We start from the raw sequence: 21239 nt of genomic DNA on the forward strand, positions 1-21239 counted from the left end.
CCGCGAGCGGAATCTACCCCTCGCGCAACACCGTCAACGGGCTGGCATTCAGCGCACGCCGGGTGCCGAACACGCCCGCGCCGCCGACCAGCAGGGCGCCAATCAGTGGCAACAGCAGCAGCCACGGATGTGGCGACCACTCAAGGCTGAACGCGTAGCGGTACAGGACGAAACTCACCAGCTCGCACCCCAGCGCCGCCAACACCCCGCTGACCGCACCCAGCAAGCCGAACTCGATGCGCCGCGCCTTGATCAGCAACGCCCGATTGGCTCCCAGCGCCCTCAGCAGCGCGCCTTGGCGAATGCGTTCGTCCAACGTGGCCTGCAAGCCCGAAAACAGCACCGACAAACCCGCCGCCAACACGAATAGCAGCACGTACTGCACCGCCAGCGTTACCTGGCCGAGGATGCTGCGCAGTTGCTCCAGCAACGCTTCCACTTGCAGGATCGTCACCGCCGGAAAGGCGCGGGACAGCTCGACAATCTGCTGATCGTGGCCGGGAGCGAGGTAGAAGCTGGTCAGGTAGGTGGTCGGCACATCTTCCAACGTGCCGGGCTGGAAGATCACGAAAAAGTTCGGCTGGAAGGTGTCCCAGTTGATGTCCCGCAAGCTCGTGACCTTCACATCGTGAGTGGCGCCGCCGATGACGAAACTCAGGGTATCGCCGAGTTTCATGTTCAGGCTCTTGGCCAGTTTGGCCTCCACCGACACGCCGGGAACGACGTCGGCAGCGGGCGGCTGATCGCCCCACCACTGGCCTTCGGTGATGCTGTTCCCTTCCGGGAGATTGGCCGACCACGTCAGGTTAAGGTCGCGCTGGGTGGCGTTTTCGCCGCGCGAGTCTTTGGTCACGAACTTGCTCACCGGCTCGCCGTTGATGCTCATCAGTCGCCCCGGAATCATCGGGTACAGCGGCGCGCTGTGGGTCGATAGCTGGCTCATGCGCTGGGCGAAGTTGTCGCGTTCGGTGGGCAGGATGTTCAGCGCGAAATAGTTCGGCGCGTCCTTGGGCAATTGGTTTTGCCACGTGTCGAGCAATTCGCCGCGCAGCAGCGCAATCAGCCCCATCGACAGCAGGATCAGACCGAACGCGAGGGACTGGCCAGCCGCTGCCATTGGATGGCGCAGTAGCTGACCCAACCCCAGCCGCCAAGGCAGCGAGGCATTGGCCAGCAAGCGACGCAGGCTTTGCAGCGCCAGCAACAGCACGCCGCCGAGGATCGCCGCGGCGATCAGCCCACCGCCGAGCAGGGCGAAAGTCAGCACCAGATCGAGGCTCAGGCGCCACATGATCAGGCCCAGCGCCAGCAGCGCGGCGCCGTAGACAAGCCAGGTGCTCGCGGGGATCGGCAGCATGTCGCGGCGCAACACCCGCAATGGTGGCACGCGACCCAGCGCAGCCAAAGGCGGCAGGGCGAAACCGGCCAGGGCGATCAGCCCGGTGCTGATCCCCGCCAACGCCGGTAGCCAGCCACCGGGCGGAACTTGCGCGGGCAGCAGGTTCTCCAGCAGGTAGAACAGGCCGAGTTGGGCGAACCAGCCGAGGAGGGCGCCCGTCACGCTGGCCACGATCCCGAGCATCGCCAATTGCAGGCTGAACAGCACCAGCGCTTCATTGCGCGAAAGACCCAGGCAGCGCAGCAAGGCACTGGCGTCGAAGCGCCGAACCGCAAAGCGCGCCGCCGACAGCGCCACCGCGACCCCGGCCAGCAGCACGGCGACCAGGCTCGCCATGTTCAGGTAACGCTCGGCTTTGCCCAGCGCGCCGCCGATCTGTTGATTGCCGTCCCGGGCGTCGTCGATTTTCTGGTTCGGTGCCAGGTCAGGCTCGATGGCCTTGCGGTACGCCGCCAGATTCTCGGGCGTGCCGCGCCACAGGTCACGGAAATTGACCCGGCTGCCCGGCTGCACGACTTTGGTGGCTTCCAGGTCGGCCATGTTGATCAGAACCCGAGGCGTCAGGCTGTAGAAATTCCCGGCGCGGTCCGGTTCGTAGGTCAGCACGCGAGTGAGTTTCAGTGTCGTGGAGCCGACATCGATGCTGTCGCCAACCTTGAGGTTCAGCGCCGCCAGGACCCGCGATTCTGCCCAGGCTTCACCTTGCTGCGGTTCGCCGCCGCTGACTTCAGGCTGATAGGGCGCTTCGGCGCTCTTCAGCTCGCCGCGCAACGGGTAGGCCGCGTCCACCGCCTTGACGCTCGCCAACTGGATGCCGTTGTCGGTGGCGACCACGCTGGAGAAGATCACGATCTGCGAATGATCCAGCTTGAGGGCAGTGCCCGCTTCGATCTGTTCGGGTTTGGCGGGGGTCGAGCCGATGAGAATCAAGTCCGCGCCAAGGAATTCGGTGGCCCGCAACAGCATCGCGCTATTCAGTCGCGACCCGAAGTAACCAATGGCGGTGCTGGCGGCAACCGCGATCACCAGGGCGAAAAACAGCACCCGCAATTCCCCGGCGCGGGCGTCGCGCATCAGTTGGCGGGCCGCGAGGCTCAGCAAACGGGCAAACGGCAAGCGTGCCATCAAGGCTCCATGGGGGTGACCAGTCGGCCACCTTCAAGACGGATCAGGCGCCGGCAGCGATGGGCCAGGCGTTCATCGTGGGTCACGAGTACCAGCGTGGTATTGCGTTCCTGGTTCAGTTCGAACAAAAGGTCGCTGATGCGCTCGCCAGTGTGGCTGTCGAGGTTGCCGGTGGGTTCGTCGGCGAATAGCACGTCCGGGTCGGCGGCAAAGGCGCGGGCGATGGCCACGCGTTGCTGTTCACCGCCGGACAGCTGTTTCGGCGTGTGGGTCAGGCGCTGGCCGAGACCGACCCGCTCCAGCAGGTGCCGCGCGCGTTCGCGAGCGTCTTTGCGGCCTTCGAGCTCCATCGGCAACATGACGTTTTCCAGGGCGTTGAGGCTGTCCAGCAATTGAAAGGACTGAAACACGAACCCGACGTGCTCGGCGCGGACGCGGGCGCGTTGGTCTTCATCCAGTTCGCTGAGGTTGCGCCCGGACAGCGTCACGGCGCCTGCGCTGGGCAGGTCGAGGCCGGCGAGCAGGCCGAGGAGGGTGGATTTGCCGGAACCGGACGCGCCAACGATGGCCAGGGTGTCGCCCTTGTTCAGTTCCAGAGAAAGTTCGTGCAGGATGGTCAAGTCACCTTCGGTGCTTGGGACCACTTTGCTGAGGTTCCGAGCACTGAGAATACTTTCGCTCATGGAGAATCCGATGCGTGCGTGGTTTTTAAGTGCTGGCCTGGGGTTGCTGCTGTTGTCTCAAGGAGCCATGGCAGGCACGGTGCTGATCGTGGGAGATAGTATCAGCGCGGCTTTCGGCCTGGATACCCGTGTAGGGTGGGTCAGCCTGCTGGAAAAGCGCCTGGCAGAGCAGGGCTACACAGATAAAGTGGTGAACGCGTCGGTCAGCGGCGACACCAGCGCCGGTGGCCAGGCACGGCTGCCGGCGCTGCTTGCGCAGCACAAGCCTGACCTGGTGATCCTCGAACTGGGCGGCAACGACGGCCTGCGCGGGCAGCCACCGGCTCAATTGCAACAAAATCTTGCATCGATGATCGACAGTTCCCGGGCGGCCGGGGCGAAAGTGCTGTTGCTGGGCATGCAGATTCCGCCGAATTACGGGGCGCGTTACACCGAAGCGTTCAAGGCGGTGTACGGCAATCTCGCGACCGAGAAGAAAGTGGCGCTGGTGCCGTTCATGCTGGAAGGCGTGGGTGGGGTGCCGGAGTTTACTCAGGCCGATGGGCTGCACCCGGCGGCGAATGCGCAGCCGCGGTTGCTGGAGAACGTCTGGGCAGAGTTGAAGCCGCTTTTGTAGTAGGCTCAAGCCCACCTCAAAAATCAACACGCATCCGCCAAAATTAAAGGCCTCCAGCCCTTTTCCGGACGAGGCCTTTCGGCTAATGTGGCGCCCCCGATTCGGAGCCCCCCGATGCGCCGCCCTGCCTGGTCCCTGTTTGCCTATCAACTGATCGAACCCGATGAGCAACTCGACCTGTTCGCGTGCCAGGAAGTGCGTGTGCACCTGGTCGCCCGGCAACTGGAGCTGGCCGGTTCCGCCGACCGTACCCTCTGCGGCACTTTGCTCCCGGCGCAGCCGCGCTGGTCCGACGTCCAGCAGGGGATCTACCAGGACGAACGTCTCTGCCCCCTGTGCCGGGCGATCATCGACGCCCAACGCCGGGGCTGGCACCCGATCTGGCCCGAGCTGGACCAGACTCTGTAAATTTCGCTTCATGTTGCACACCGTCGCGCCTACTCCCGAAGGCCGTGGGGTGGGTGTACAATCGCGGCCATTCAAGCCTCCCGTTTATCCAAGGACTTCCCGGATGTTGTCGCGCATTCCAGCTTTCGCCCGCTGTCTGTCGCTTGCTGCACTGTGTGCGGCCGGCCCTGTCTCCGCTCTGGAGTTTCCGTTGCCGCCGCCCGGTGAAGACATCATCGGCCAGGTGCAAACCGTCACCGCCAAGTACGAAGACACCTTCGCCGACCTCGGCACGAAGTACGATCTGGGCTATCTGGAAATGATCGCCGCCAACCCTGGCGTCGATGCATGGCTGCCGGGCGCGGGCACTCAGGTGATCCTGCCGACCCGCTTCATCCTGCCGCCCGGCCCGCGTGAAGGCATCGTCATCAACCTGGCCGAGTATCGTTTGTACTACTACCCGAAAGGCCGGAACGTCGTGTACACCTTCCCGCTGGGCATTGGCCGTGAAGGCTGGGGCTCGCCGGTGTCGACCACCAAAGTCACCGCCAAAACCCCGAACCCGACCTGGACCCCACCGGCGTCGGTCAAGGCCGAACACGCCGCCGACGGCGACATCCTGCCCAACGTCGTGCCGGCCGGTCCGGACAACCCGCTGGGGCCGTTCAAATTCGGTCTGGGCTTGCCGGGTTACCTGATCCACGGGTCGAACAAGAAGTTCGGCATCGGCATGCGCACCAGCCACGGCTGCTTCCGTATGTACAACAACAACGTGCTGGAAATGGCGGACATGGTCCCGGTCGGGACCACCGTGCGCATCATGAACGAGCCGTACAAGTTCGGCATCAGCGGTGGCAAGGTCTATCTGGAAGCGCACACGCCGCTGGATGAGAGCGGTAATCCGTCGGTGGTCGACAAGCACACGGCTGTGATCAATGCCTTGCTCAAGCGCGAAGACCTGGCCAACAACCTGCGGATTCAGTGGGATTCGGTGCGTGACGTGGTGGCGGCCGAAGATGGCATGCCGGTCGAGATCGCGGTGCCGGGCGTAGCAGCCCCTGCGGTGAGCCCTGCGCCGGTGACCATGCAGTAAGCCGGAGCGGTCTCTGATACCCGTTCACCGGGCCTCGCGAGGCAGGGTGAACGGGTTTTTTATTGCCTGAAACATCACCAGTGAGGGCGCCTCAAGGGACGTCAGGCAACAAAAAAGCCGATCCGAAACCGGACCGGCTTATCAATAATCCCGAGGGACTATTACTTGCGGCTTGCCTTGTCGAGCATGCGCAGAGCGCGCTCGTTGGCTTCGTCAGCAGTTTGCTGAGCTTTTTGAGCAGCAGCCAGAGCTTCATCAGCCTTGCGGTAGGCTTCGTCAGCACGGGCTTGGGAGCGAGCGGCTGCGTCTTCAGTTGCAGTCAGACGAGCTTCAGTTTCTTTGGATGCGCTGCTGCAACCGGTAGCCAGAACTGCGGCCAGGGCCAGAGCAGAGAATTTCAGAACGTTGTTCATCGTGTTCCCCTTAAAGGACTTCTATCAAAATTAGTCATCTCTCGAAAATGAGAAAATGACCGGCGTACATACTACCCATTGTTTGTAGTAAGTAAACGGACTATGCGCAAGAACCGCATAAAATTCTTTGGTTTGAACGTGTTCCGTGCAACTCCTCACGCTTTTTATACGCAAAAAATCCTTCACCGTCAGACGATTACGGTCGTGGGTGAGACCGGTTAAAACCTGCGAATCGGCGTAAGTTCATGCTCGTCAAACAGGGCGGTTTACCCTGGAACAACATGACGCCCGCTCGGACTCCCGCGCCTCTCAGCCTTTTTTGTATAGACGATGATTGGCAAGAGTGCTTGTTCTGACGTGCTTTAAGTGACTCAAGCGCACCGTTCGCGTCTCAATGGACATTCGTCGGCGGCGTCAGGTTCAACCCAAGTGGTGTCAGATGTGCGGCAGTGCATATTCTCCCCATTTCCTTGAGCGAATTCTGCAATCGAGCCTACTATCTGGGGGTGCTCATTTGTTTGAGAAGCCAAAGCCTTCTCGGTGTCCAAATCAGGCACGGGGTGCCGGATCAGGCGGTTTGAAACCGTAGCGAGCGAAGACAAGACAAGGCAAAAAACGGCGGGAAACGGCCGGGGTCGCGACCGACTCTAGGTTCTAAATGAGCATTTCCCGCCGTTTTTTAACGCCGTATTGTTGAGCGCAGTAGGTTTCACCCGCCTAATAGTTCCTTCGCCGGACAAACATGGGTAAGGTAGGGGTCAAATTTTAAGACCCGCGAGGAGTAGTGATGAGCGAGGCGTTGTCCATACACCATGACAAGACCGGTCACCAGTTCGAAATCAACATCGACGGTCACCGCGCTTATCTGACGTACATGGATCTGGGGAAGCAGACCCTGGACATTTATCGTACGTTCGTGCCGAACGCATTGCGGGGGCGGGGTATCGCTGCGGCGTTGACCGAAGTCGCGCTCGATTATGCCGAGAGCAACGGTTACACCGTCATTCCATCGTGCTCTTATGTCGAGCGCTACATGGAACGCAACCAGCGTCAGGCCGCGAAGATCTGATCGGTCTCAAAAACACAGCTGCAATAGAAAACGCCGAGCATTTGCTCGGCGTTGTCGTTTTCGGCCTTCGGATCAGCCGCGCTTGCGCTTCGGCAACACGTCCTTGAGCTTGGCATGCATGCTGCGCAGGGTCTTCTCGGTGGTTTCCCAGTCGATGCAGGCGTCGGTGATCGACACGCCGTATTCCAGGTCGGCGAGGTCTTTTGGAATCGACTGCGCGCCCCATTTCAAGTGGCTTTCCACCATCAGGCCGATGATCGATTCGTTGCCTTCCAGGATCTGGTTGGCGACGTTTTCCATGACCAGCGGTTGCAGCGCCGGGTCTTTGTTGGAGTTGGCGTGGCTGGCATCGACCATGATGTTCGGCTTGATCTTCGCCTTGTTCAGCGCTTGTTCACACAACGCAACGCTGACCGAATCATAGTTCGGCTTGCCGTTGCCGCCGCGCAGCACCACGTGACCGTAGGCGTTGCCTTTGGTGGTGACGATGGACACGCCACCTTCCTGGTTGATGCCCAGGAAACGGTGCGGGCTGGAGACCGATTGCAACGCGTTGATCGCCACGGTCAGGCCACCGTCGGTGCCGTTCTTGAAGCCGACTGCCGAGGACAGGCCGGAGGCCATTTCGCGGTGCGTCTGGGATTCGGTGGTGCGGGCGCCGATGGCCGACCAGCTGATCAGGTCCTGCAGGTATTGCGGGGAGATCGGGTCCAGCGCTTCGGTTGCGGTCGGCAGGCCTTTCTCGGCCAGGTCCAGCAACAGCTGACGGCCGATGTGCAGACCGTCCTGAATCTTGAAAGAGTCGTCCAGGTACGGGTCGTTGATCAGGCCTTTCCAGCCGACGGTGGTGCGCGGTTTTTCGAAATACACGCGCATCACCAGATACAGGGTGTCGGACAGCTCGGCCGACAGGGCCTTCAGGCGCTCGGCGTATTCGTGAGCCGCCTTGATGTCATGGATCGAGCACGGCCCGATCACGATGAACAGGCGGTGGTCCTTGCCATCGAGAATGTTGCGGATAACTTCGCGGCCCTTGCTCACGGTCGCCTGCGCAGCAGGGGTGAGGGGAATTTCGCGCTTGAGCTGATCCGGAGTGATCAGTGTCTCGTTGGAGGCAACGTTGAGGTCGTCAATCGGTAAATCAGCCATCGTGTTACTCATCAGGGGCACGGTGCCAGGCGCCAGGTGCGGCGGGCCCGGCAGTATTGAGGGCAGGGGGAGCGGAACCTTAGCGCGTTAACCCGTACTTCGACAATGGGTAAACGAGGCTTTTGTCCAACGGTTCCGGGATTGTGGGCCGGAAGTTTGGAAAGGGGCGCGCGGGTGCGGATATAGTGTGCGGCACACCTGGGGGAGATCGGCGTGGATCAACTGCAACTGACGGATTTTGACGTCGATCAGCAACTGCTGGCATTGCCCGGCGTCTCTTTATTGATCTTCACCAGCATCGGCTGCTCCAGCTGCCGCTGGGCGCGGCATCATTTGCCTGAATTGCTACTGCCCATCGACCGGCTGTGCTGGATCGACGCGGAAGAAAACGGCGGGGCCGTGCAGCGTTACGGCGTTTTTCATCTGCCAACGCTGTTCGTCATCCGCGACGGCGAGTTCTACGGGACATTGCGTGGCACGTTGTCCCTGGACGCCATCGTTGCCGGTCTCGAACAGGCGCTGGCGCAGGCACCGGACGATCTGCCCTGAGTGAGTCACGGACAGAAGCAGTCATGAACATGCAGCCATCGACGAGGAAAGCATGAGCGAAACCACACAAAAGCCCCGCATCGGGATCATTGGCACCGGCGCCATCGGCGGTTTCTACGGCGTTATGCTGGCCCGTGCCGGCTTCGACGTACATTTTTTACTGCGCAGCGAATTCAGCGCCGTGTCAGCAAACGGCCTGCGTATAGACAGCCAAGTGCACGGCCTCCTGACGCTGGACAACGTTCAGGCCTATTCCTCGGCCGCCGACATGCCGCTTTGCGACTGGCTGCTGGTAGGCGCGAAAAGCACCGGCACCCATGGCGTGGCGCCGGCGATCATTGAGGCGGCGGCACCTGGCGCCAAGGTGCTGATGCTGCAAAACGGCCTTGGGGTTGAAGAAGACTTACGGGCCGCGCTCCCGGACAGCCTGCACCTGCTAGGCGGGCTGTGTTTCATCTGCGTTCATCGCACGGCACCGGGCCAGATCGCCCATCAGGCGTTCGGCGCCGTCAACATCGGCTATCACAGCGGTCCGGCGCCCGACGCTAAAACCAGCCTCGCTATCGTGGAAGCAGGCGCAGCGCTGTTTCACGCTGCCGGGATAGAGTCGGTGCCCATGGACAATCTGCACAAGGCCCGCTGGCAGAAACTGGTCTGGAACGTGCCGTACAACGGTTTGTCGGTCTTGCTCAACGCGAGCACCACCCCATTGATGGCCGATCCTGACAGCCGCGTGCTGATTCAAGGGCTGATGGACGAGGTGGTCGAGGGCGCCAGGGCCTGTGGTCATGTGTTGCCGGAAGGTTACGCGCAGCAGTTGTTCAACGTGACAGGCGGGATGCCGGATTATCGCCCGAGCATGTACCACGATTTCATCGAGAAACGCCCGCTGGAGCTGGACGCGATCTACGCCAACCCGCTGGCTGCGGCGTTGGCGGCAGGGTGCGACATGCCGAAGATTCGGGCGCTGTATCACGCGCTAGGCTTCATTGACCGCGCCAACCGATAGGCTGTTTTGCCTGGCTTCGATCAGGCTAAACACTGGGTAACCTTCGATCACGCTTGGGGAACACGATGACCACCGACCTGACGCTGAAAAACGCGGGCAACAAGCTGGTCCTGGCGATTTCTTCGCGGGCGCTGTTCGACCTTCGGGAAAGCCATGCGATCTACATGACCGACGGGGTCGCCGCGTATCGCAAGTACCAGATCGATCACGAAGACGAAGTGCTGGAGCCTGGCGATGCCTTCCGCCTCGTCGAGAAACTCCTGAGCCTCAATACCCGCCTGACGCGATCGCGGGTCGAGGTGGTGCTGGTGTCGCGCAACAGTGCCGACACCGGCTTGCGTGTCTTCAACTCCATTCAGCATTACGGGCTGGACATCTCGCGGGCCGCGTTTGTCGGCGGCCGCAGCCCGTTTCCCTATCTGGCCGCCTTTGGCAGCCACCTGTTTCTTTCAACCCACGCCGAAGACGTGCGCAGCGCACTCGACGCGGGATTTGCCGCTGCGACCATTCTGTCCGGCGGTGCCCGACGCGCCGCCAGCGCCGAACTGCGCATCGCCTTCGACGGCGATGCCGTGCTGTTTTCCGACGAGTCCGAGCGCATCTATCAGTCGGGCGGGCTGCAAGCGTTTCAGGCCAGCGAGCGCGAGGCGGCGCGTTTGCCGCTGCCTGGCGGTCCCTTCAAGCCCTTTCTAGCCGCCTTGAATCTGTTGCAGCGGGAATTTCCCGAAGAGTCCTGCCCGATTCGCACGGCACTGGTCACTGCCCGGTCGGCCCCCGCCCATGAGCGGGTCATCCGCACCCTGCGCGAGTGGGACATCCGGCTGGACGAATCACTGTTTCTGGGCGGGCTGGAAAAAGCGGCCTTTCTGGAAGCCTTCGCCGCCGACGTGTTCTTCGACGACCAGCCGGGCCATTGCGAGAAGGCGAGGGAGGTGGTCGCCACTGGCCACGTGCCTCACGGCATCAGCAATGAGCTAAAACCGTGAACCTTTAGACCGGAAAGCTGTATAGAACCGGTCGAATTTCTCACGCGCTGCTACGCTGAATCATGTCTCCACCTGTCATGGTCGCCTGGAGGTCACATGATTCGCTCGATGCTGTATGCCACGGATCTCGGTCTTTACGCGCCCTACGTCCTGCAACATGCCTTGTCACTGGCGCGAACGTTTGAGGCGGAGTTGCACGTGATTCACGTCGTTGAGCCCATGGGGCTGTTCGCTGAGTCCGTTCTGCAAAGCTACCTCGCTGAGGACGTGCTCCGGGAATTGCACAGCGAAGGCGTCAACTCCGTGATCGAGGGCATCGAGCTACGGGTGCTGGCCGGTTTTCGTGACGAACTGGGGGAAGACAATCAGGACCTGGCGTTGATTCACAGTGTGCGGGTGGTGCAAGGCGATCCGTCCAACGTCATCCTCGAACAGGCCCAGCGTCTGGAAGTCGATCTGCTGGTGGTGGGCAGTCATAGCCACGGGGCCGAGGGGGACACACCGATCGGGCGCACGGCGGCGCGTGTGCTGCAACTGTCCGAAGTGCCCGTGTACATGGTGCCCATGCTGCAAAACCGCTCGGGGAGATGAGTGCGGCGTGAAATTCGTCGCGCCGATGCAAAAGCAGCGTGCCATTACCGAATAAAAGTGATAAAAAGTTCTAGCTTTGCCTTTGGGACCATTAATCCAGTTATATACCGTCGCTGATGCCCGTGGCGTCTTCCGGCTTTGAGGGATACATATGAAGCTTCAACAATTGCGCTACATCTGGGAAGTGGCGCACCACGACCTCAACGTCTCGGCGACGGCGCAGAGCCTGTACACATCGCAACCGGGCATCAGTAAGCAGATCCGGTTGCTGGAAGATGAATTGGGGGTCGAGGTCTTTGCCCGCAGCGGCAAGCACCTGACCCGCGTGACCCCGGCCGGGGAACGGATCATCACCACCGCAGGCGAGATTCTGCGCAAGGTCGAGAGCATCAAGCAGATCGCTCAGGAATTCTCCAACGAGAAGAAAGGCACCCTGTCCATCGCCACCACTCACACCCAGGCGCGATACGCCTTGCCGCCGGTGATCAGCAATTTCATCAAGCAATACCCGGATGTCGCGCTGCACATGCACCAGGGTTCGCCGATGCAGATCGCCGAGATGGCCGCTGACGGCACCGTCGATTTCGCCATTGCTACCGAAGCGCTTGAGCTGTTCGGCGATCTGGTGATGATGCCGTGCTACACGTGGAACCGCTGCGTGGTCGTGCCGCAAGGCCACCCGCTGACCAAACTGCCGAAGCTGACCCTGGAAATCCTCGCCGAATACCCGATCGTGACTTACGTGTTCGGTTTCACTGGTCGTTCCAAGCTCGATGAAGCCTTCAGCCATCGCGGCCTGACGCCGAAAGTGGTGTTCACCGCCGCCGACGCCGACGTGATCAAAACCTACGTTCGCTTGGGCCTGGGTGTCGGGATCGTCGCTAAAATGGCCGTCGACCCGAAACTGGACAGCGACCTGGTCGTGCTCGATGCCAGCGAACTGTTCGAGGCCAGCATCACTAAAATCGGCTTCCGTCGCGGCACGTTCCTGCGCGGCTTCATGTGCGACTTCATCGAAAAATTCGCCCCGCACCTGACGCGCGACGTCATGGCCAAGGCGATCCAGTGCCACAACAAGCAGGAGCTGGAAGAGCTGTTTGAAGGGGTCGTGCTTCCCGAGCATTGAGGGCAGCGTCAAGCTGCGAGCTTCAAGCTACAAGAGAAAGCAGTCCGAGTGAGGGCTGCTTTTTTCTTGGGGCTTTAGGAACAGCGTTAACCTCAGATTGCAAAGAAAAGTGGCTTCAGTGAGGTCTGGCTTTTTCTTGCAGCTTGAGGCTTGCGGCTTTTCTTGCTTAAGACTCGCGGCTGCTCTTGATAAGGTTGCCCGAATGCAACCCGCATTCTTTCTGCGTCGCTTCTTCCCACCACCAACGACCTTCGCGTTCGTGCTGATTCGGCAGGACAGGGCGGGTGCACGGTTCGCAGCCGATGCTGATGAAGCCGCGCTCGTGCAAGCTGTTGTAAGGCAGTTCAAGCATGCGGATGTAGTTCCAGATGTCCGCGCTGCTCATCTGTGCCAGCGGGTTGAATTTGTAGAGCGGGCGTTCGGGGGTGGAGAAGGCACTGTCGATTTCCACCACCGCCACGCTGTTGCGCGTGCTCGGGCTCTGGTCGCGACGCTGGCCGGTGGCCCAGGCTTTGACGTCGTTCAGTTTGCGGCGCAGCGGCTCGATCTTGCGCACGCCGCAGCATTCGCCATGGCCGTCTTTATAGAAGCTGAACAGGCCCTTTTCCTTGACGAATGGCTCCAGTTTTTCCCGGTCCGGCGACACGATGTCGATGGCGATGTTGTACTGCTCGCGCACCTGATCGATGAAGCGGTAGGTCTCTGGGTGCAGACGACCGGTGTCGAGGCTGAATACTTTGACGTTCTTGTTGATCTTCCACGCCATGTCCACCAGCACCACGTCTTCGGCACCGCTGAAGGAAATCCACAGCTCGTCACCGAAATGCTGGAAGGCGAATTTGAGAATGTCCTGGGCGGACTTGTTGGCGTAGGTCGCGGCGATATCGGCGACGTCGAACGGATGGCTCATCGGGCGGTTTCCTGATCAGGGAGTGGCGCTAGGGCGCTCTTGATGGCGCGAATGTTACCAAAAAGCATCGCGCAATGGCCTGAAACCTGTGTTTGCGCCGCCCTCGACATATTGGGTCATAGGCTGTGATAGACGCCGGCGTGGCTTCGGCGGCGCTGAGTCACAGTGCTTCCAGGGTCTGGAGCAGGACCCGCACCTTGGTCATGGATTCCTGATATTCGGCCTCCCAGTCCGAGTCGGCCACGATGCCGCCGCCGCCCCAGCAGGCGATCTGGCCATCTTGCGCCAGCAGGCTGCGGATGGCGATGGAGCTGTCCATCTCGCCGCGAACGTCGAGGTATAGCAGTGATCCGCAATACAGCGCCCGACGGGTGGGCTCCAGCTCATCAATGATTTGCATCGAGCGAATTTTCGGTGCACCGGTAATCGAACCTCCAGGGAAACTGCCGCCGATCAGGTCCAGCGCGTCCCGGTCGTCCGCCAGCTCGCCAGTGACCGCGCTCACCAAGTGGTGCACGTTCGGGTAGCTTTCGAGGCTGAACAACTCCGGAACCCGCACTGAACCAATGCGGCAGGTGCGCCCCAGATCGTTACGCAGCAGGTCAACGATCATCAGGTTTTCAGCACGGTCCTTCGGGCTGGCCAGCAATTCTTCGGCGTAGGCCTTATCTTGGGCCGCGTCTTTGCCCCGAGGCCTCGTGCCTTTGATGGGCCGGGTTTCAACCTGACGCTGGCTGACCTTGACGAAGCGCTCAGGGGACAGACTCAGCACGGCGTGACCGCCGGGCAGGCTCAGATAACCGGCGAAGGGCGTGGGGCAGGCAACGCGCAGCGCTTGATAGGCGGCCCAGGGATCGCCGCTGTACGGGGCACGAAAGCGTTGGGCGAAGTTCACTTGGTAGCAATCCCCGGCCTCGATGTACGCGTGAATGTTGGCGATGGCCTGCTGATACTGGTCTGCGCGGGTGTCGGCGCTGAACGGGCGGGTCAGTCGAAAGAGGGCGTGGTCGTTGACCGATGGCTGTTCGAACAGGTCGATCAGACGCTGGCGTTCTTCTTCATTCAACGATGGATGGATCACCAGTTGGGTGGTGCGTTGCTGGTGATCGCTGATCAGTGCCCAGCCGTAGAGGCCCAATCGCGCCGACGGTAAATGAAGGTCATCGACCGCCAGGCTCGGCAAAGGCTCCAGCAAACGACCAAAATCGTAGGCCAGATAACCGATCAGTCCGCCCGCGAATGGCAATGGACTGTTTTCCGGCAACTGTGCCTCGCCAAGCGCGGCGAGTCTGTCGCGCAAGCGTTGAAGAAACGCCGTTCCACTTTCGTCCATTTCTGGCGAAAGGGTTTCGACGGGCCAGGCACTCAGGATGTCGAACCGGCCGCGATCCGCTTCGGGGCGCCCGCTGTCGAGCAGTACGGCGCCGGGGGCGTGGCGAACGAGAGAAAAGTACCCGGTCGGGTCAACGTGATAGGCGAGCGGGTGTACAGAACAGATTGGCATGAGAGCAGAAAACAGTCGTGGCGCGCGGACGGCGATTGTAGTCCTCCGGTGATCTGGCTCCTAGGGGGGTGTCGGAATTGGATGAGTGCGCGCCGTTGCCGTGTCGGCGACCGACCTGTAGGCGCGAATTCAGTCAGAGCATTCGGTGCGAAGGTGTTTCGGTACGACACCGGACCTATATGGGAGCGAATTCATTCGCGAGAAATCGATCAGGCGATGCAGGTGTGTCGTCTGGAACACCATCGCGAATGAATTCGCTCCCACATAAAATCACATTCGCGGGATGTCAGCGGTTGCCGTCAAACGTGCCCGAACAGTTCCTGCACGAACTTCACGCGTTCTTGAGGGCTGTCATGCCGCCCCTCAGCCGCCAACGTTTCCAGTCGTTGTTCCACGGCCAGGGTGCGATGGGTCAGGCCGCAGTCGTTGGCGATCTGGATGTTCAGGCCGGGGCGGGCATTGAGTTCGAGGATCAACGGGCCGCGATCCTGGTCCAGCACCATGTCCACACCGATGTAGCCCAACCCGCACAGCTCGTAGCATTCCGCCGCCAGGTGCATGAAGCCGTCCCAGTTTGGCAGTTGCACCCCGTCCACGGCGTTGGCGGTGTCAGGGTGTTTGCTGATGATGTTGTTCAGCCAGGTGCCGTGCAGGGTCATGCCGGTGGCGAGGTCGACGCCGACGCCAATGGCGCCCTGGTGCAGGTTGGCCTTGCCACCAGACTGCCGCGTCGGCAGGCGCAGCATGGCCATCACCGGATAGCCCATCAGCACAATGACGCGGATGTCCGGCACGCCTTCATAGCTGATGCTTTTGAAAATCGGGTCCGGCGTGACCCGGTATTCGATCAGCGCCCGGTCGCGATGACCACCCAGGGAATACAGGCCGGTGAGGATGCTGGAAATCTGGTGCTCGATTTCATCGCGACTGATGATGCGCCCCGAAATGGTCCGGAAACGCCCCTCGAAACGGTCGGCAATCACCAGAATGCCGTCACCCCCGGCCCCTTGTGCAGGTTTGATCACGAAGTCGTCGCGGCCGCCAATGATATCGTCGAGGCGGCTGATTTCCTTTTCGGTGGAAATGATCCCGTACATTTCCGGCACATGAATGCCGGCCGCGATAGCCCGTTCCTTGGTGATGATCTTGTCATCGACGATGGGGTACAGGCTGCGCTTGTTGTACTTGAGCACGTAATCGGCGTTACGCCGGTTGATGCCCATGATCCCTTTGGCTTCGAGGGCCTTCCAGGTTTTCCACCAGCCGATCATTTGGCGTTTTCCCGTTCGGCATCTTCCTTGATGAAGGCCTTGAAGCGGATCAGCTCGGTGAGGCGATAGCCGCGATAACGGCCCATCGCCAGCATGAAGCCCACCAGAATCAGCAGGATCGCCGGGAAGGTGAACACGAAGTAGATGAACTCCGGCACGCTCATGATGATGTGGGCCAGCGACGCAGCGAAGAGCGTGCCGATGGCGACTTTCATGGCGTGGCCGCCGCCGCGTTCTTCCCAGGTGATCGACAGCCGTTCGATGGTCATGGTCAGGATCACCATCGGGAACAGTGCAACCGACAGGCCGCGTTCCAGGCCAAGCTTGTGGCTCAGCAGGCTGATCGCGGCGATCAGCACCACGACGAACGTCAGCACCACGGACAACCGGGGCAGCATTTGCAATTTCAGGTGTTCGAGGTAAGAGCGCAGCGAAAGGCCCAGTGCCGTGATGATCGTGAACAGCACGATGCCGAATCCCAGCTGCGTCTCGCGAAACGCCAGTGCGATCAACACCGGCGTAAATGTGCCGAGTGTCTGCAGGCCAATCAGGTTGCGCAGGATCAGGATCACCAGCACGCCAATCGGGATCATCACCATGATCATGAACGTCTGCTGGGTTTGCAGGGGCAGGCCGTAGAGCGAGTATTCGAGGAAATCGGCGTCGGTGTTCTCGTCGGTCAGCTTGGCCAGGCGGATGGCATTCATCTCGCTGTTGTTCAGGCTGAAATTCACGGTGGCCTTTTTGCCGCCCTCGACAGTAATCAGGTTGTCATCCCCCACCCACCACAACAGGCGGTCCTGGGGCAACCCGGCTTCACCGGTTTCCGGGTTGAAATACAGCCAGTCCTTGCCGTTGAAGCTGCGCAGCCAGAGTTCCGGCATCTGCGGCTGATCGGCCACCAGGCGAATGGTGTGGACCTTTTCCACCGGGACGTGGGCGACCGACAGCAGGATTTCGGTGATGCGGGCCTTGTTCTGGACTGACGTGTCACCGGCCAGCAGCAGCTTGACGTTGTCGTCGCTCAGATTGTTGACACGCCGAATGGCTTCGCTGACGAAGGTTTCGACATCGGCCGAGTGTTGGCGAATGGGGGCGAGCAGGGCGTCGGCGGCGATCTTTTCCGGGCCTTCCACGGCAATGCTGTCACGGAAGATCGGGCCTTTGACCTTGGCTTTCTCACCGCTGTAGCGCTTGGTCAGCACCAGCCGGTAATACAGCGTCTGATTGCCGGTGGCGCGGCGGGCGGACCAGGTGACCTTGCGGTTGCCGTCGGCGCGGTTGACGTTCACGCCGTAATTGTTGGAGATAAAACTTTCGTTGAGGCTGATGTAATCCCGCGACAGCGGCGGCACGTACATCTGCACCTTGACCGAGTCTTTCGGGTTGGCGACGAATTCGACCTTGGCGTCGATGTTCCACAGGTCGTCGGTTTCGTCTTCGGTCACCGGGATGCCGAGCACCAATATCTGATAAGCCGTGATGGCGATGCCCAGGGTGACCAGGGTCGCGATCAGGATTTTCAGATGGAGGGTAAGAGAGCGCATGTCATTACTCTGCGGTTTGAGCATCGGTGATGCAGCCGGGTTTGCCCGCTGCATATTTAAGGCTTGGATCGACCAGCGCATCGAAGTGCTTGAGGGCTTCGGAGCCAATCAGAAGCGGGTATTGGAATGCACTTCGGTCGGTCAAGTTCACTTCTATGGTTCGCGATGCATTACCCATGCACACGTCGAGGCTGATGACGGGGCGTGAGGTGTATTTCTTTTCGTCGTCAGGGTCGACGTCACCCGCCCGGCGCTTGATCTTGCTGAGCCGTGCCAGCGGCCGTTCGATGGGGTGTTCGTGGGCGTCGTCAATGGCCAGGTAAAAGCGCACCCAGGATTCGCCGTCGCGCTTGAAACGCTTGATGTCGCGGGCACTGAGGGAGGCGGTTTTCGCGCCGGTGTCCAGTTTCGCCGCCACTTGCAGGTCGATCCCCGCCAGTTCGGCATACTCGTTCAGGCCATAGACGGTCTTGCCGGCCGCCATGCACAGATCGCTCAGGAACAGCCCCGGCAGGTACAGGCATAAAAGAAAGAGGAGAGGGTGGCGGCTCATAGGTCCTGGCGCGGTGAGGGAAAACAGGAGCGATTTGACGTCGGCTCGGGGTATGAGTGGATTGCGGGCCGCGGCCAGCAGGGACGTCCATGTAGCCCGAGACGACGGGCAGATGCGGTCGGCATTCTAGCATGAAGGTTTTATGGCGCCAGCGAAGGGCGCGCCGACAATGATCGTAGGAGCGATCTTCATACCCGTCGGTTATGAGAGGATTGTCGACAGTCCTGAAAATGTCTTTGACGAATTTGCGTGTTTTGGTTAGCTTTGGCGTCATTGAGATGAAAGGTGTCGACAATGCTGGATGCCGCTGAAGTAAACATTGCCAGTCCCGTGGATTCGGAAACGCTTTCCGAAAACGTGTTTCGCCGGATTCAGGCCGCCATCGTCAAGGGCGACATCGCCCCCGGCAGCAAGATTTCAGAGCCGGAACTCGCCCGGACGTACGGCATCAGCCGTGGCCCGTTGCGCGAAGCGATCCATCGTCTGGAGGGCCAGCGTCTGCTGGTGCGGGTGCCGCACGTCGGCGCGCGCGTCGTGTCTTTGAGCCATGCCGAACTGGTCGAACTCTATGAAATCCGCGAATCACTGGAAGGCATGGCCTGCCGTCTGGCGGCTGAGCGCATGACTGCCGAGGAAGTCGATGAGTTGCGCCGGGTGCTGGAGACCCACGAGCGCGATCCGGCGTTTCAGGCGGGCGTCGGCTATTACCAGCAGGAAGGCGACTTCGACTTCCATTACCGGATCATTCAGGGGGCGCGCAACAGCACGCTGACCCAGATGCTCTGCGGCGAGCTGTATCAACTGGTGCGCATGTACCGCATTCAGTTCTCGACCACGCCCAATCGCCCCCGCCATGCCTTCACCGAACACCACCGCATTCTCGACGCCATCGCCGACCGTGATGGCGAGCTGGCCGAACTGTTGATGCGTCGCCATATCGGCGCATCGAAACGCAACATCGAACAGCGTTATCAAGAACACGCTCATCAAGCGACTACTGCCCGAGGTGAACAATGACTTCAAGAACGACTCCCGGCCAACGTTTCCGCGATGCCGTGGCGAACGAGCATCCATTGCAGGTGGTGGGCGCGATCAACGCCAATCACGCGCTGCTCGCGCAACGTGCCGGTTTCAAGGCGATTTATCTGTCCGGTGGCGGCGTGGCCGCTGGCTCGCTGGGCATTCCGGACCTGGGCATCACCGGGCTGGATGACGTGCTGACGGACGTACGCCGCATCACCGACGTCTGTGACCTCCCGCTGCTGGTGGACGTGGACACCGGTTTCGGCGCCTCGGCGTTCAACGTGGCGCGTACCGTGAAGTCGATGATCAAGTTCGGTGCGGCGGCTATGCACATTGAGGATCAGGTGGGCGCCAAGCGCTGCGGCCATCGTCCGGGCAAGGAAATCGTTTCGCAGCAGGAAATGGTCGATCGCATCAAGGCCGCCGTCGATGCGCGCACCGACGACAGCTTCGTGATCATGGCGCGCACCGACGCACTGGCGGTCGAGGGGCTGGAATCGGCACTGGATCGCGCCGCAGCGTGCATCGAGGCGGGGGCTGACATGGTGTTCCCGGAAGCCATCACCGAACTGGACATGTACAGGCTCTTCGCCTCTCGCGTGAAAGCGCCGATCCTGGCGAACATTACCGAATTCGGCGCTACGCCCCTGTTCACCACAGACGAGCTGGCCTCCGCCGAGGTGGCGCTGGTGCTGTACCCGCTGTCGGCGTTCCGCGCCATGAACAAGGCGGCGGAAAACGTCTACACCGCGATCCGCCGCGACGGCACGCAGAAGAACGTGGTCGACACCATGCAGACCCGCATGGAGCTGTATGAACGCATTGATTACCACGCTTTCGAACAGAAACTGGACGCGCTGTTTGCGCAGAAGAAGGGCTGAGGTCGTTCGCCGGGTTTGCGGATGAACGCTGACACTCTGTGGGAGCGAGTGCATTCGCGAGAGGCCCGTACACCCGATATGAATGTTCCGGATGTACCACGGCATCGCGAATGAATTCGCTCCTACAGAATGGGCATCGCCGCAGGATCAGGTGACCACACAATAAATTGCCGATTCCCTTAAAACGACAAGATTTGGAGAGAGCAATGGCTGAAGGAAAAGTATTGAGCGGCGCTGGCCTGCGTGGCCAGGTGGCCGGACAGACTGCCCTGTCCACCGTGGGTCAGGCCGGTGCCGGTCTGACGTACCGTGGTTATGACGTACGCGAACTGGCGGCCGACGCCCGTTTCGAAGAAGTCGCCTACCTGCTGCTGTACGGCGAGCTGCCGACCCAGAGCCAGCTCGACGGCTACCTGAGCAAACTCAAGGGCCTGCGCGATCTGCCCCAGGCGCTGAAAGAAGTGCTGGAGCGCATCCCTGCCGACGCCCACCCGATGGACGTGATGCGCACCGGTTGCTCGATGCTCGGCAACCTGGAACCGGAAACCAGCTTTGAACACCAGGTCGATTCAACTGACCGCCTACTCGCCGCGTTCCCGGCGATCATGTGCTACTGGTACCGCTTCAGCCACGAAGGCAAACGCATCAACTGCGTAACCGACGAGCCTTCCATTGGTGGCCATTTCCTCAAGCTGCTGCTGGACAAGACCCCAAGCGAATTGCATCGCAAGGTGATGGACGTGTCGCTGATCCTCTACGCAGAGCACGAATTCAACGCCTCGACGTTCACCGCCCGGGTCTGTGCGTCGACCCTGTCGGACCTGTTCTCCTGCATCACCGCCGCCATCGGCACCCTGCGCGGCCCGTTGCATGGCGGCGCCAACGAGGCGGCGATGGACATGATCGAGAAGTTCTCGTCTGCCGAAGATGCGGTTCAGGGCACGTTGGGCATGCTGGCGCGCAAGGACAAGATCATGGGCTTTGGCCACGCGATCTATAAGGACAACGACCCGCGTAACGAGGTGATCAAGGGCTGGTCGAAAAAACTCGCCGATGAAGTGGGTGACAAGGTGCTTTTTCCGGTCTCCGAAGCCATCGACAAGACCATGTGGGAACAGAAAAAGCTCTTCCCCAATGCCGACTTTTACCATGCTTCGGCGTACCACTTCATGGGCATCCCGACCAAGCTGTTCACGCCGATTTTCGTCTGTTCGCGCCTGACGGGCTGGGCCTCTCACGTGTTCGAACAGCGTGGCAACAACCGCATCATCCGTCCGAGCGCCGAATACATCGGCGTCGAACAGCGCAAGTTCGTGCCAATCGAACAACGCTGATGGGAGAGGGCGAGCCCACGG

The 21239-nt window shown here is 60.9% G+C and carries 21 protein-coding genes; 12 read left to right on the plus strand and 9 right to left on the minus strand.

Annotated elements, in window-relative coordinates; translation table 11 throughout:
- Nucleotides 1-13: 13 nt before the first annotated feature.
- Together ACIQAL_RS14820 and ACIQAL_RS14825 are read right to left on the minus strand one after the other, a co-directional pair.
- Nucleotides 14-2524, minus strand: a complete 2511-nt coding sequence (locus tag ACIQAL_RS14820) for an ABC transporter permease (RefSeq protein WP_401146591.1) — start codon at nt 2522-2524, stop codon at nt 14-16.
- Nucleotides 2524-3207: an ABC transporter ATP-binding protein gene (locus ACIQAL_RS14825; protein WP_166595465.1), complete on the minus strand. Its 684-nt coding sequence runs from the start codon at nt 3205-3207 to the stop codon at nt 2524-2526. The genes ACIQAL_RS14820 and ACIQAL_RS14825 overlap by 1 nt, the downstream gene beginning before the upstream one ends.
- A gap of 10 nt (nt 3208-3217) precedes the next feature.
- Between ACIQAL_RS14825 and ACIQAL_RS14830 the strand changes: the two genes are divergently transcribed.
- The 3 genes from ACIQAL_RS14830 (at nt 3218) to ACIQAL_RS14840 (ending at nt 5303) form a co-directional block, all read left to right on the plus strand.
- Nucleotides 3218-3823: an arylesterase gene (locus tag ACIQAL_RS14830; protein ID WP_401146593.1), complete on the plus strand. Its 606-nt coding sequence runs from the start codon at nt 3218-3220 to the stop codon at nt 3821-3823.
- A 114-nt stretch (nt 3824-3937) separates the two neighbouring features.
- A complete protein-coding gene (locus ACIQAL_RS14835) occupies nt 3938-4231 on the plus strand; it encodes a hypothetical protein (protein ID WP_166595467.1) in 294 nt (97 codons plus the stop codon).
- Between the two features lie 103 nt (nt 4232-4334).
- On the plus strand, nt 4335-5303 hold the full coding sequence (locus ACIQAL_RS14840) for a L,D-transpeptidase family protein (RefSeq protein WP_166595468.1): 969 nt from the start codon (nt 4335-4337) through the stop codon (nt 5301-5303).
- A 161-nt stretch (nt 5304-5464) separates the two neighbouring features.
- Here ACIQAL_RS14840 and oprI read toward each other — a convergent pair whose 3' ends face one another.
- Complete coding sequence (gene oprI / locus ACIQAL_RS14845) at nt 5465-5716, minus strand: outer membrane lipoprotei OprI (RefSeq protein ID WP_003199355.1); 252 nt, start codon at nt 5714-5716, stop codon at nt 5465-5467.
- A 787-nt stretch (nt 5717-6503) separates the two neighbouring features.
- On the opposite strand from oprI, the gene ACIQAL_RS14850 reads away from it, so the two are divergent.
- A complete protein-coding gene (locus tag ACIQAL_RS14850; RefSeq protein ID WP_166595469.1) occupies nt 6504-6785 on the plus strand; it encodes a GNAT family N-acetyltransferase in 282 nt (93 codons plus the stop codon).
- 72 nt (nt 6786-6857) lie between these two features.
- Here ACIQAL_RS14850 and ACIQAL_RS14855 read toward each other — a convergent pair whose 3' ends face one another.
- Nucleotides 6858-7934: a 3-deoxy-7-phosphoheptulonate synthase gene (locus ACIQAL_RS14855; RefSeq protein ID WP_401146596.1), complete on the minus strand. Its 1077-nt coding sequence runs from the start codon at nt 7932-7934 to the stop codon at nt 6858-6860.
- A gap of 213 nt (nt 7935-8147) precedes the next feature.
- Here ACIQAL_RS14855 and ACIQAL_RS14860 point away from each other — a divergent pair, with 213 nt between their 5' ends.
- From ACIQAL_RS14860 to cysB, 5 genes are all read left to right on the plus strand, one after another.
- Nucleotides 8148-8483 carry a thioredoxin family protein gene (locus ACIQAL_RS14860; RefSeq protein ID WP_401146598.1) on the plus strand — a complete coding sequence of 112 codons (336 nt, stop codon included), beginning with the start codon at nt 8148-8150 and terminating at the stop codon, nt 8481-8483.
- 52 nt (nt 8484-8535) lie between these two features.
- On the plus strand, nt 8536-9492 hold the full coding sequence (locus tag ACIQAL_RS14865) for a putative 2-dehydropantoate 2-reductase (protein ID WP_401146601.1): 957 nt from the start codon (nt 8536-8538) through the stop codon (nt 9490-9492).
- Between the two features lie 65 nt (nt 9493-9557).
- Nucleotides 9558-10478, plus strand: a complete 921-nt coding sequence (locus ACIQAL_RS14870) for a 5'-nucleotidase (protein ID WP_401146604.1) — start codon at nt 9558-9560, stop codon at nt 10476-10478.
- Between the two features lie 96 nt (nt 10479-10574).
- Complete coding sequence (locus tag ACIQAL_RS14875; RefSeq protein ID WP_166595473.1) at nt 10575-11069, plus strand: universal stress protein; 495 nt, start codon at nt 10575-10577, stop codon at nt 11067-11069.
- 151 nt (nt 11070-11220) lie between these two features.
- Complete coding sequence (gene cysB / locus ACIQAL_RS14880; RefSeq protein WP_081566102.1) at nt 11221-12195, plus strand: HTH-type transcriptional regulator CysB; 975 nt, start codon at nt 11221-11223, stop codon at nt 12193-12195.
- Between the two features lie 166 nt (nt 12196-12361).
- On the opposite strand, the gene ACIQAL_RS14885 is transcribed toward cysB, so the two are convergent.
- The 5 genes from ACIQAL_RS14885 to ACIQAL_RS14905 all read right to left on the minus strand — a co-directional run bounded on the left by ACIQAL_RS14885 (nt 12362) and on the right by ACIQAL_RS14905 (nt 17980).
- Complete coding sequence (locus tag ACIQAL_RS14885; protein WP_401146608.1) at nt 12362-13105, minus strand: phosphoadenylyl-sulfate reductase; 744 nt, start codon at nt 13103-13105, stop codon at nt 12362-12364.
- A 160-nt stretch (nt 13106-13265) separates the two neighbouring features.
- Nucleotides 13266-14609 (minus strand): aminodeoxychorismate synthase component I, encoded by a 1344-nt coding sequence (pabB, locus tag ACIQAL_RS14890; RefSeq protein WP_401146611.1) that lies wholly within the window; start codon nt 14607-14609, stop codon nt 13266-13268.
- 299 nt (nt 14610-14908) lie between these two features.
- Nucleotides 14909-15877, minus strand: a complete 969-nt coding sequence (locus tag ACIQAL_RS14895; protein WP_401147136.1) for an alpha-L-glutamate ligase-like protein — start codon at nt 15875-15877, stop codon at nt 14909-14911.
- The gene (locus tag ACIQAL_RS14900) at nt 15877-17427 is read right to left on the minus strand and encodes an inactive transglutaminase family protein (RefSeq protein WP_341964250.1); all 1551 of its coding nucleotides are present in this window, start codon (nt 17425-17427) and stop codon (nt 15877-15879) included. The genes ACIQAL_RS14895 and ACIQAL_RS14900 overlap by 1 nt, the downstream gene beginning before the upstream one ends.
- A gap of 4 nt (nt 17428-17431) precedes the next feature.
- Complete coding sequence (locus ACIQAL_RS14905) at nt 17432-17980, minus strand: ATP-dependent zinc protease (RefSeq protein WP_401146615.1); 549 nt, start codon at nt 17978-17980, stop codon at nt 17432-17434.
- A gap of 294 nt (nt 17981-18274) precedes the next feature.
- On the opposite strand from ACIQAL_RS14905, the gene ACIQAL_RS14910 reads away from it, so the two are divergent.
- The 3 genes from ACIQAL_RS14910 to prpC all read left to right on the plus strand — a co-directional run bounded on the left by ACIQAL_RS14910 (nt 18275) and on the right by prpC (nt 21218).
- Nucleotides 18275-18997: a GntR family transcriptional regulator gene (locus tag ACIQAL_RS14910; protein ID WP_166595478.1), complete on the plus strand. Its 723-nt coding sequence runs from the start codon at nt 18275-18277 to the stop codon at nt 18995-18997.
- Nucleotides 18994-19884, plus strand: a complete 891-nt coding sequence (prpB, locus tag ACIQAL_RS14915; RefSeq protein ID WP_401146618.1) for a methylisocitrate lyase — start codon at nt 18994-18996, stop codon at nt 19882-19884. Before ACIQAL_RS14910 ends, prpB begins: the two co-directional genes overlap by 4 nt.
- Nucleotides 19885-20090: 206 nt before the next feature.
- Nucleotides 20091-21218, plus strand: a complete 1128-nt coding sequence (gene prpC / locus ACIQAL_RS14920) for a 2-methylcitrate synthase (protein WP_401146620.1) — start codon at nt 20091-20093, stop codon at nt 21216-21218.
- The last annotated feature ends 21 nt before the right edge of the window (nt 21219-21239 follow it).

The organism is Pseudomonas sp. NPDC088368 (assembly GCF_044753445.1).
Taxonomy (GTDB): domain Bacteria; phylum Pseudomonadota; class Gammaproteobacteria; order Pseudomonadales; family Pseudomonadaceae; genus Aquipseudomonas; species Aquipseudomonas bambusae.

Coding starts and splice junctions, on each gene's coding strand:
- ACIQAL_RS14820 (WP_401146591.1), bottom strand. CDS start 2,524: ATGGCACGCTTGCCGTTTGCCCGTTTGCTGAGCCTCGCGGCCCGCCAA.
- ACIQAL_RS14825 (WP_166595465.1), bottom strand. CDS start 3,207: ATGAGCGAAAGTATTCTCAGTGCTCGGAACCTCAGCAAAGTGGTCCCA.
- ACIQAL_RS14830 (WP_401146593.1), top strand. CDS start 3,218: ATGCGTGCGTGGTTTTTAAGTGCTGGCCTGGGGTTGCTGCTGTTGTCT.
- ACIQAL_RS14835 (WP_166595467.1), top strand. CDS start 3,938: ATGCGCCGCCCTGCCTGGTCCCTGTTTGCCTATCAACTGATCGAACCC.
- ACIQAL_RS14840 (WP_166595468.1), top strand. CDS start 4,335: ATGTTGTCGCGCATTCCAGCTTTCGCCCGCTGTCTGTCGCTTGCTGCA.
- oprI (WP_003199355.1), bottom strand. CDS start 5,716: ATGAACAACGTTCTGAAATTCTCTGCTCTGGCCCTGGCCGCAGTTCTG.
- ACIQAL_RS14850 (WP_166595469.1), top strand. CDS start 6,504: ATGAGCGAGGCGTTGTCCATACACCATGACAAGACCGGTCACCAGTTC.
- ACIQAL_RS14855 (WP_401146596.1), bottom strand. CDS start 7,934: ATGGCTGATTTACCGATTGACGACCTCAACGTTGCCTCCAACGAGACA.
- ACIQAL_RS14865 (WP_401146601.1), top strand. CDS start 8,536: ATGAGCGAAACCACACAAAAGCCCCGCATCGGGATCATTGGCACCGGC.
- ACIQAL_RS14870 (WP_401146604.1), top strand. CDS start 9,558: ATGACCACCGACCTGACGCTGAAAAACGCGGGCAACAAGCTGGTCCTG.
- ACIQAL_RS14875 (WP_166595473.1), top strand. CDS start 10,575: ATGATTCGCTCGATGCTGTATGCCACGGATCTCGGTCTTTACGCGCCC.
- cysB (WP_081566102.1), top strand. CDS start 11,221: ATGAAGCTTCAACAATTGCGCTACATCTGGGAAGTGGCGCACCACGAC.
- ACIQAL_RS14885 (WP_401146608.1), bottom strand. CDS start 13,105: ATGAGCCATCCGTTCGACGTCGCCGATATCGCCGCGACCTACGCCAAC.
- pabB (WP_401146611.1), bottom strand. CDS start 14,609: ATGCCAATCTGTTCTGTACACCCGCTCGCCTATCACGTTGACCCGACC.
- ACIQAL_RS14900 (WP_341964250.1), bottom strand. CDS start 17,427: ATGCGCTCTCTTACCCTCCATCTGAAAATCCTGATCGCGACCCTGGTC.
- ACIQAL_RS14905 (WP_401146615.1), bottom strand. CDS start 17,980: ATGAGCCGCCACCCTCTCCTCTTTCTTTTATGCCTGTACCTGCCGGGG.
- ACIQAL_RS14910 (WP_166595478.1), top strand. CDS start 18,275: ATGCTGGATGCCGCTGAAGTAAACATTGCCAGTCCCGTGGATTCGGAA.
- prpB (WP_401146618.1), top strand. CDS start 18,994: ATGACTTCAAGAACGACTCCCGGCCAACGTTTCCGCGATGCCGTGGCG.
- prpC (WP_401146620.1), top strand. CDS start 20,091: ATGGCTGAAGGAAAAGTATTGAGCGGCGCTGGCCTGCGTGGCCAGGTG.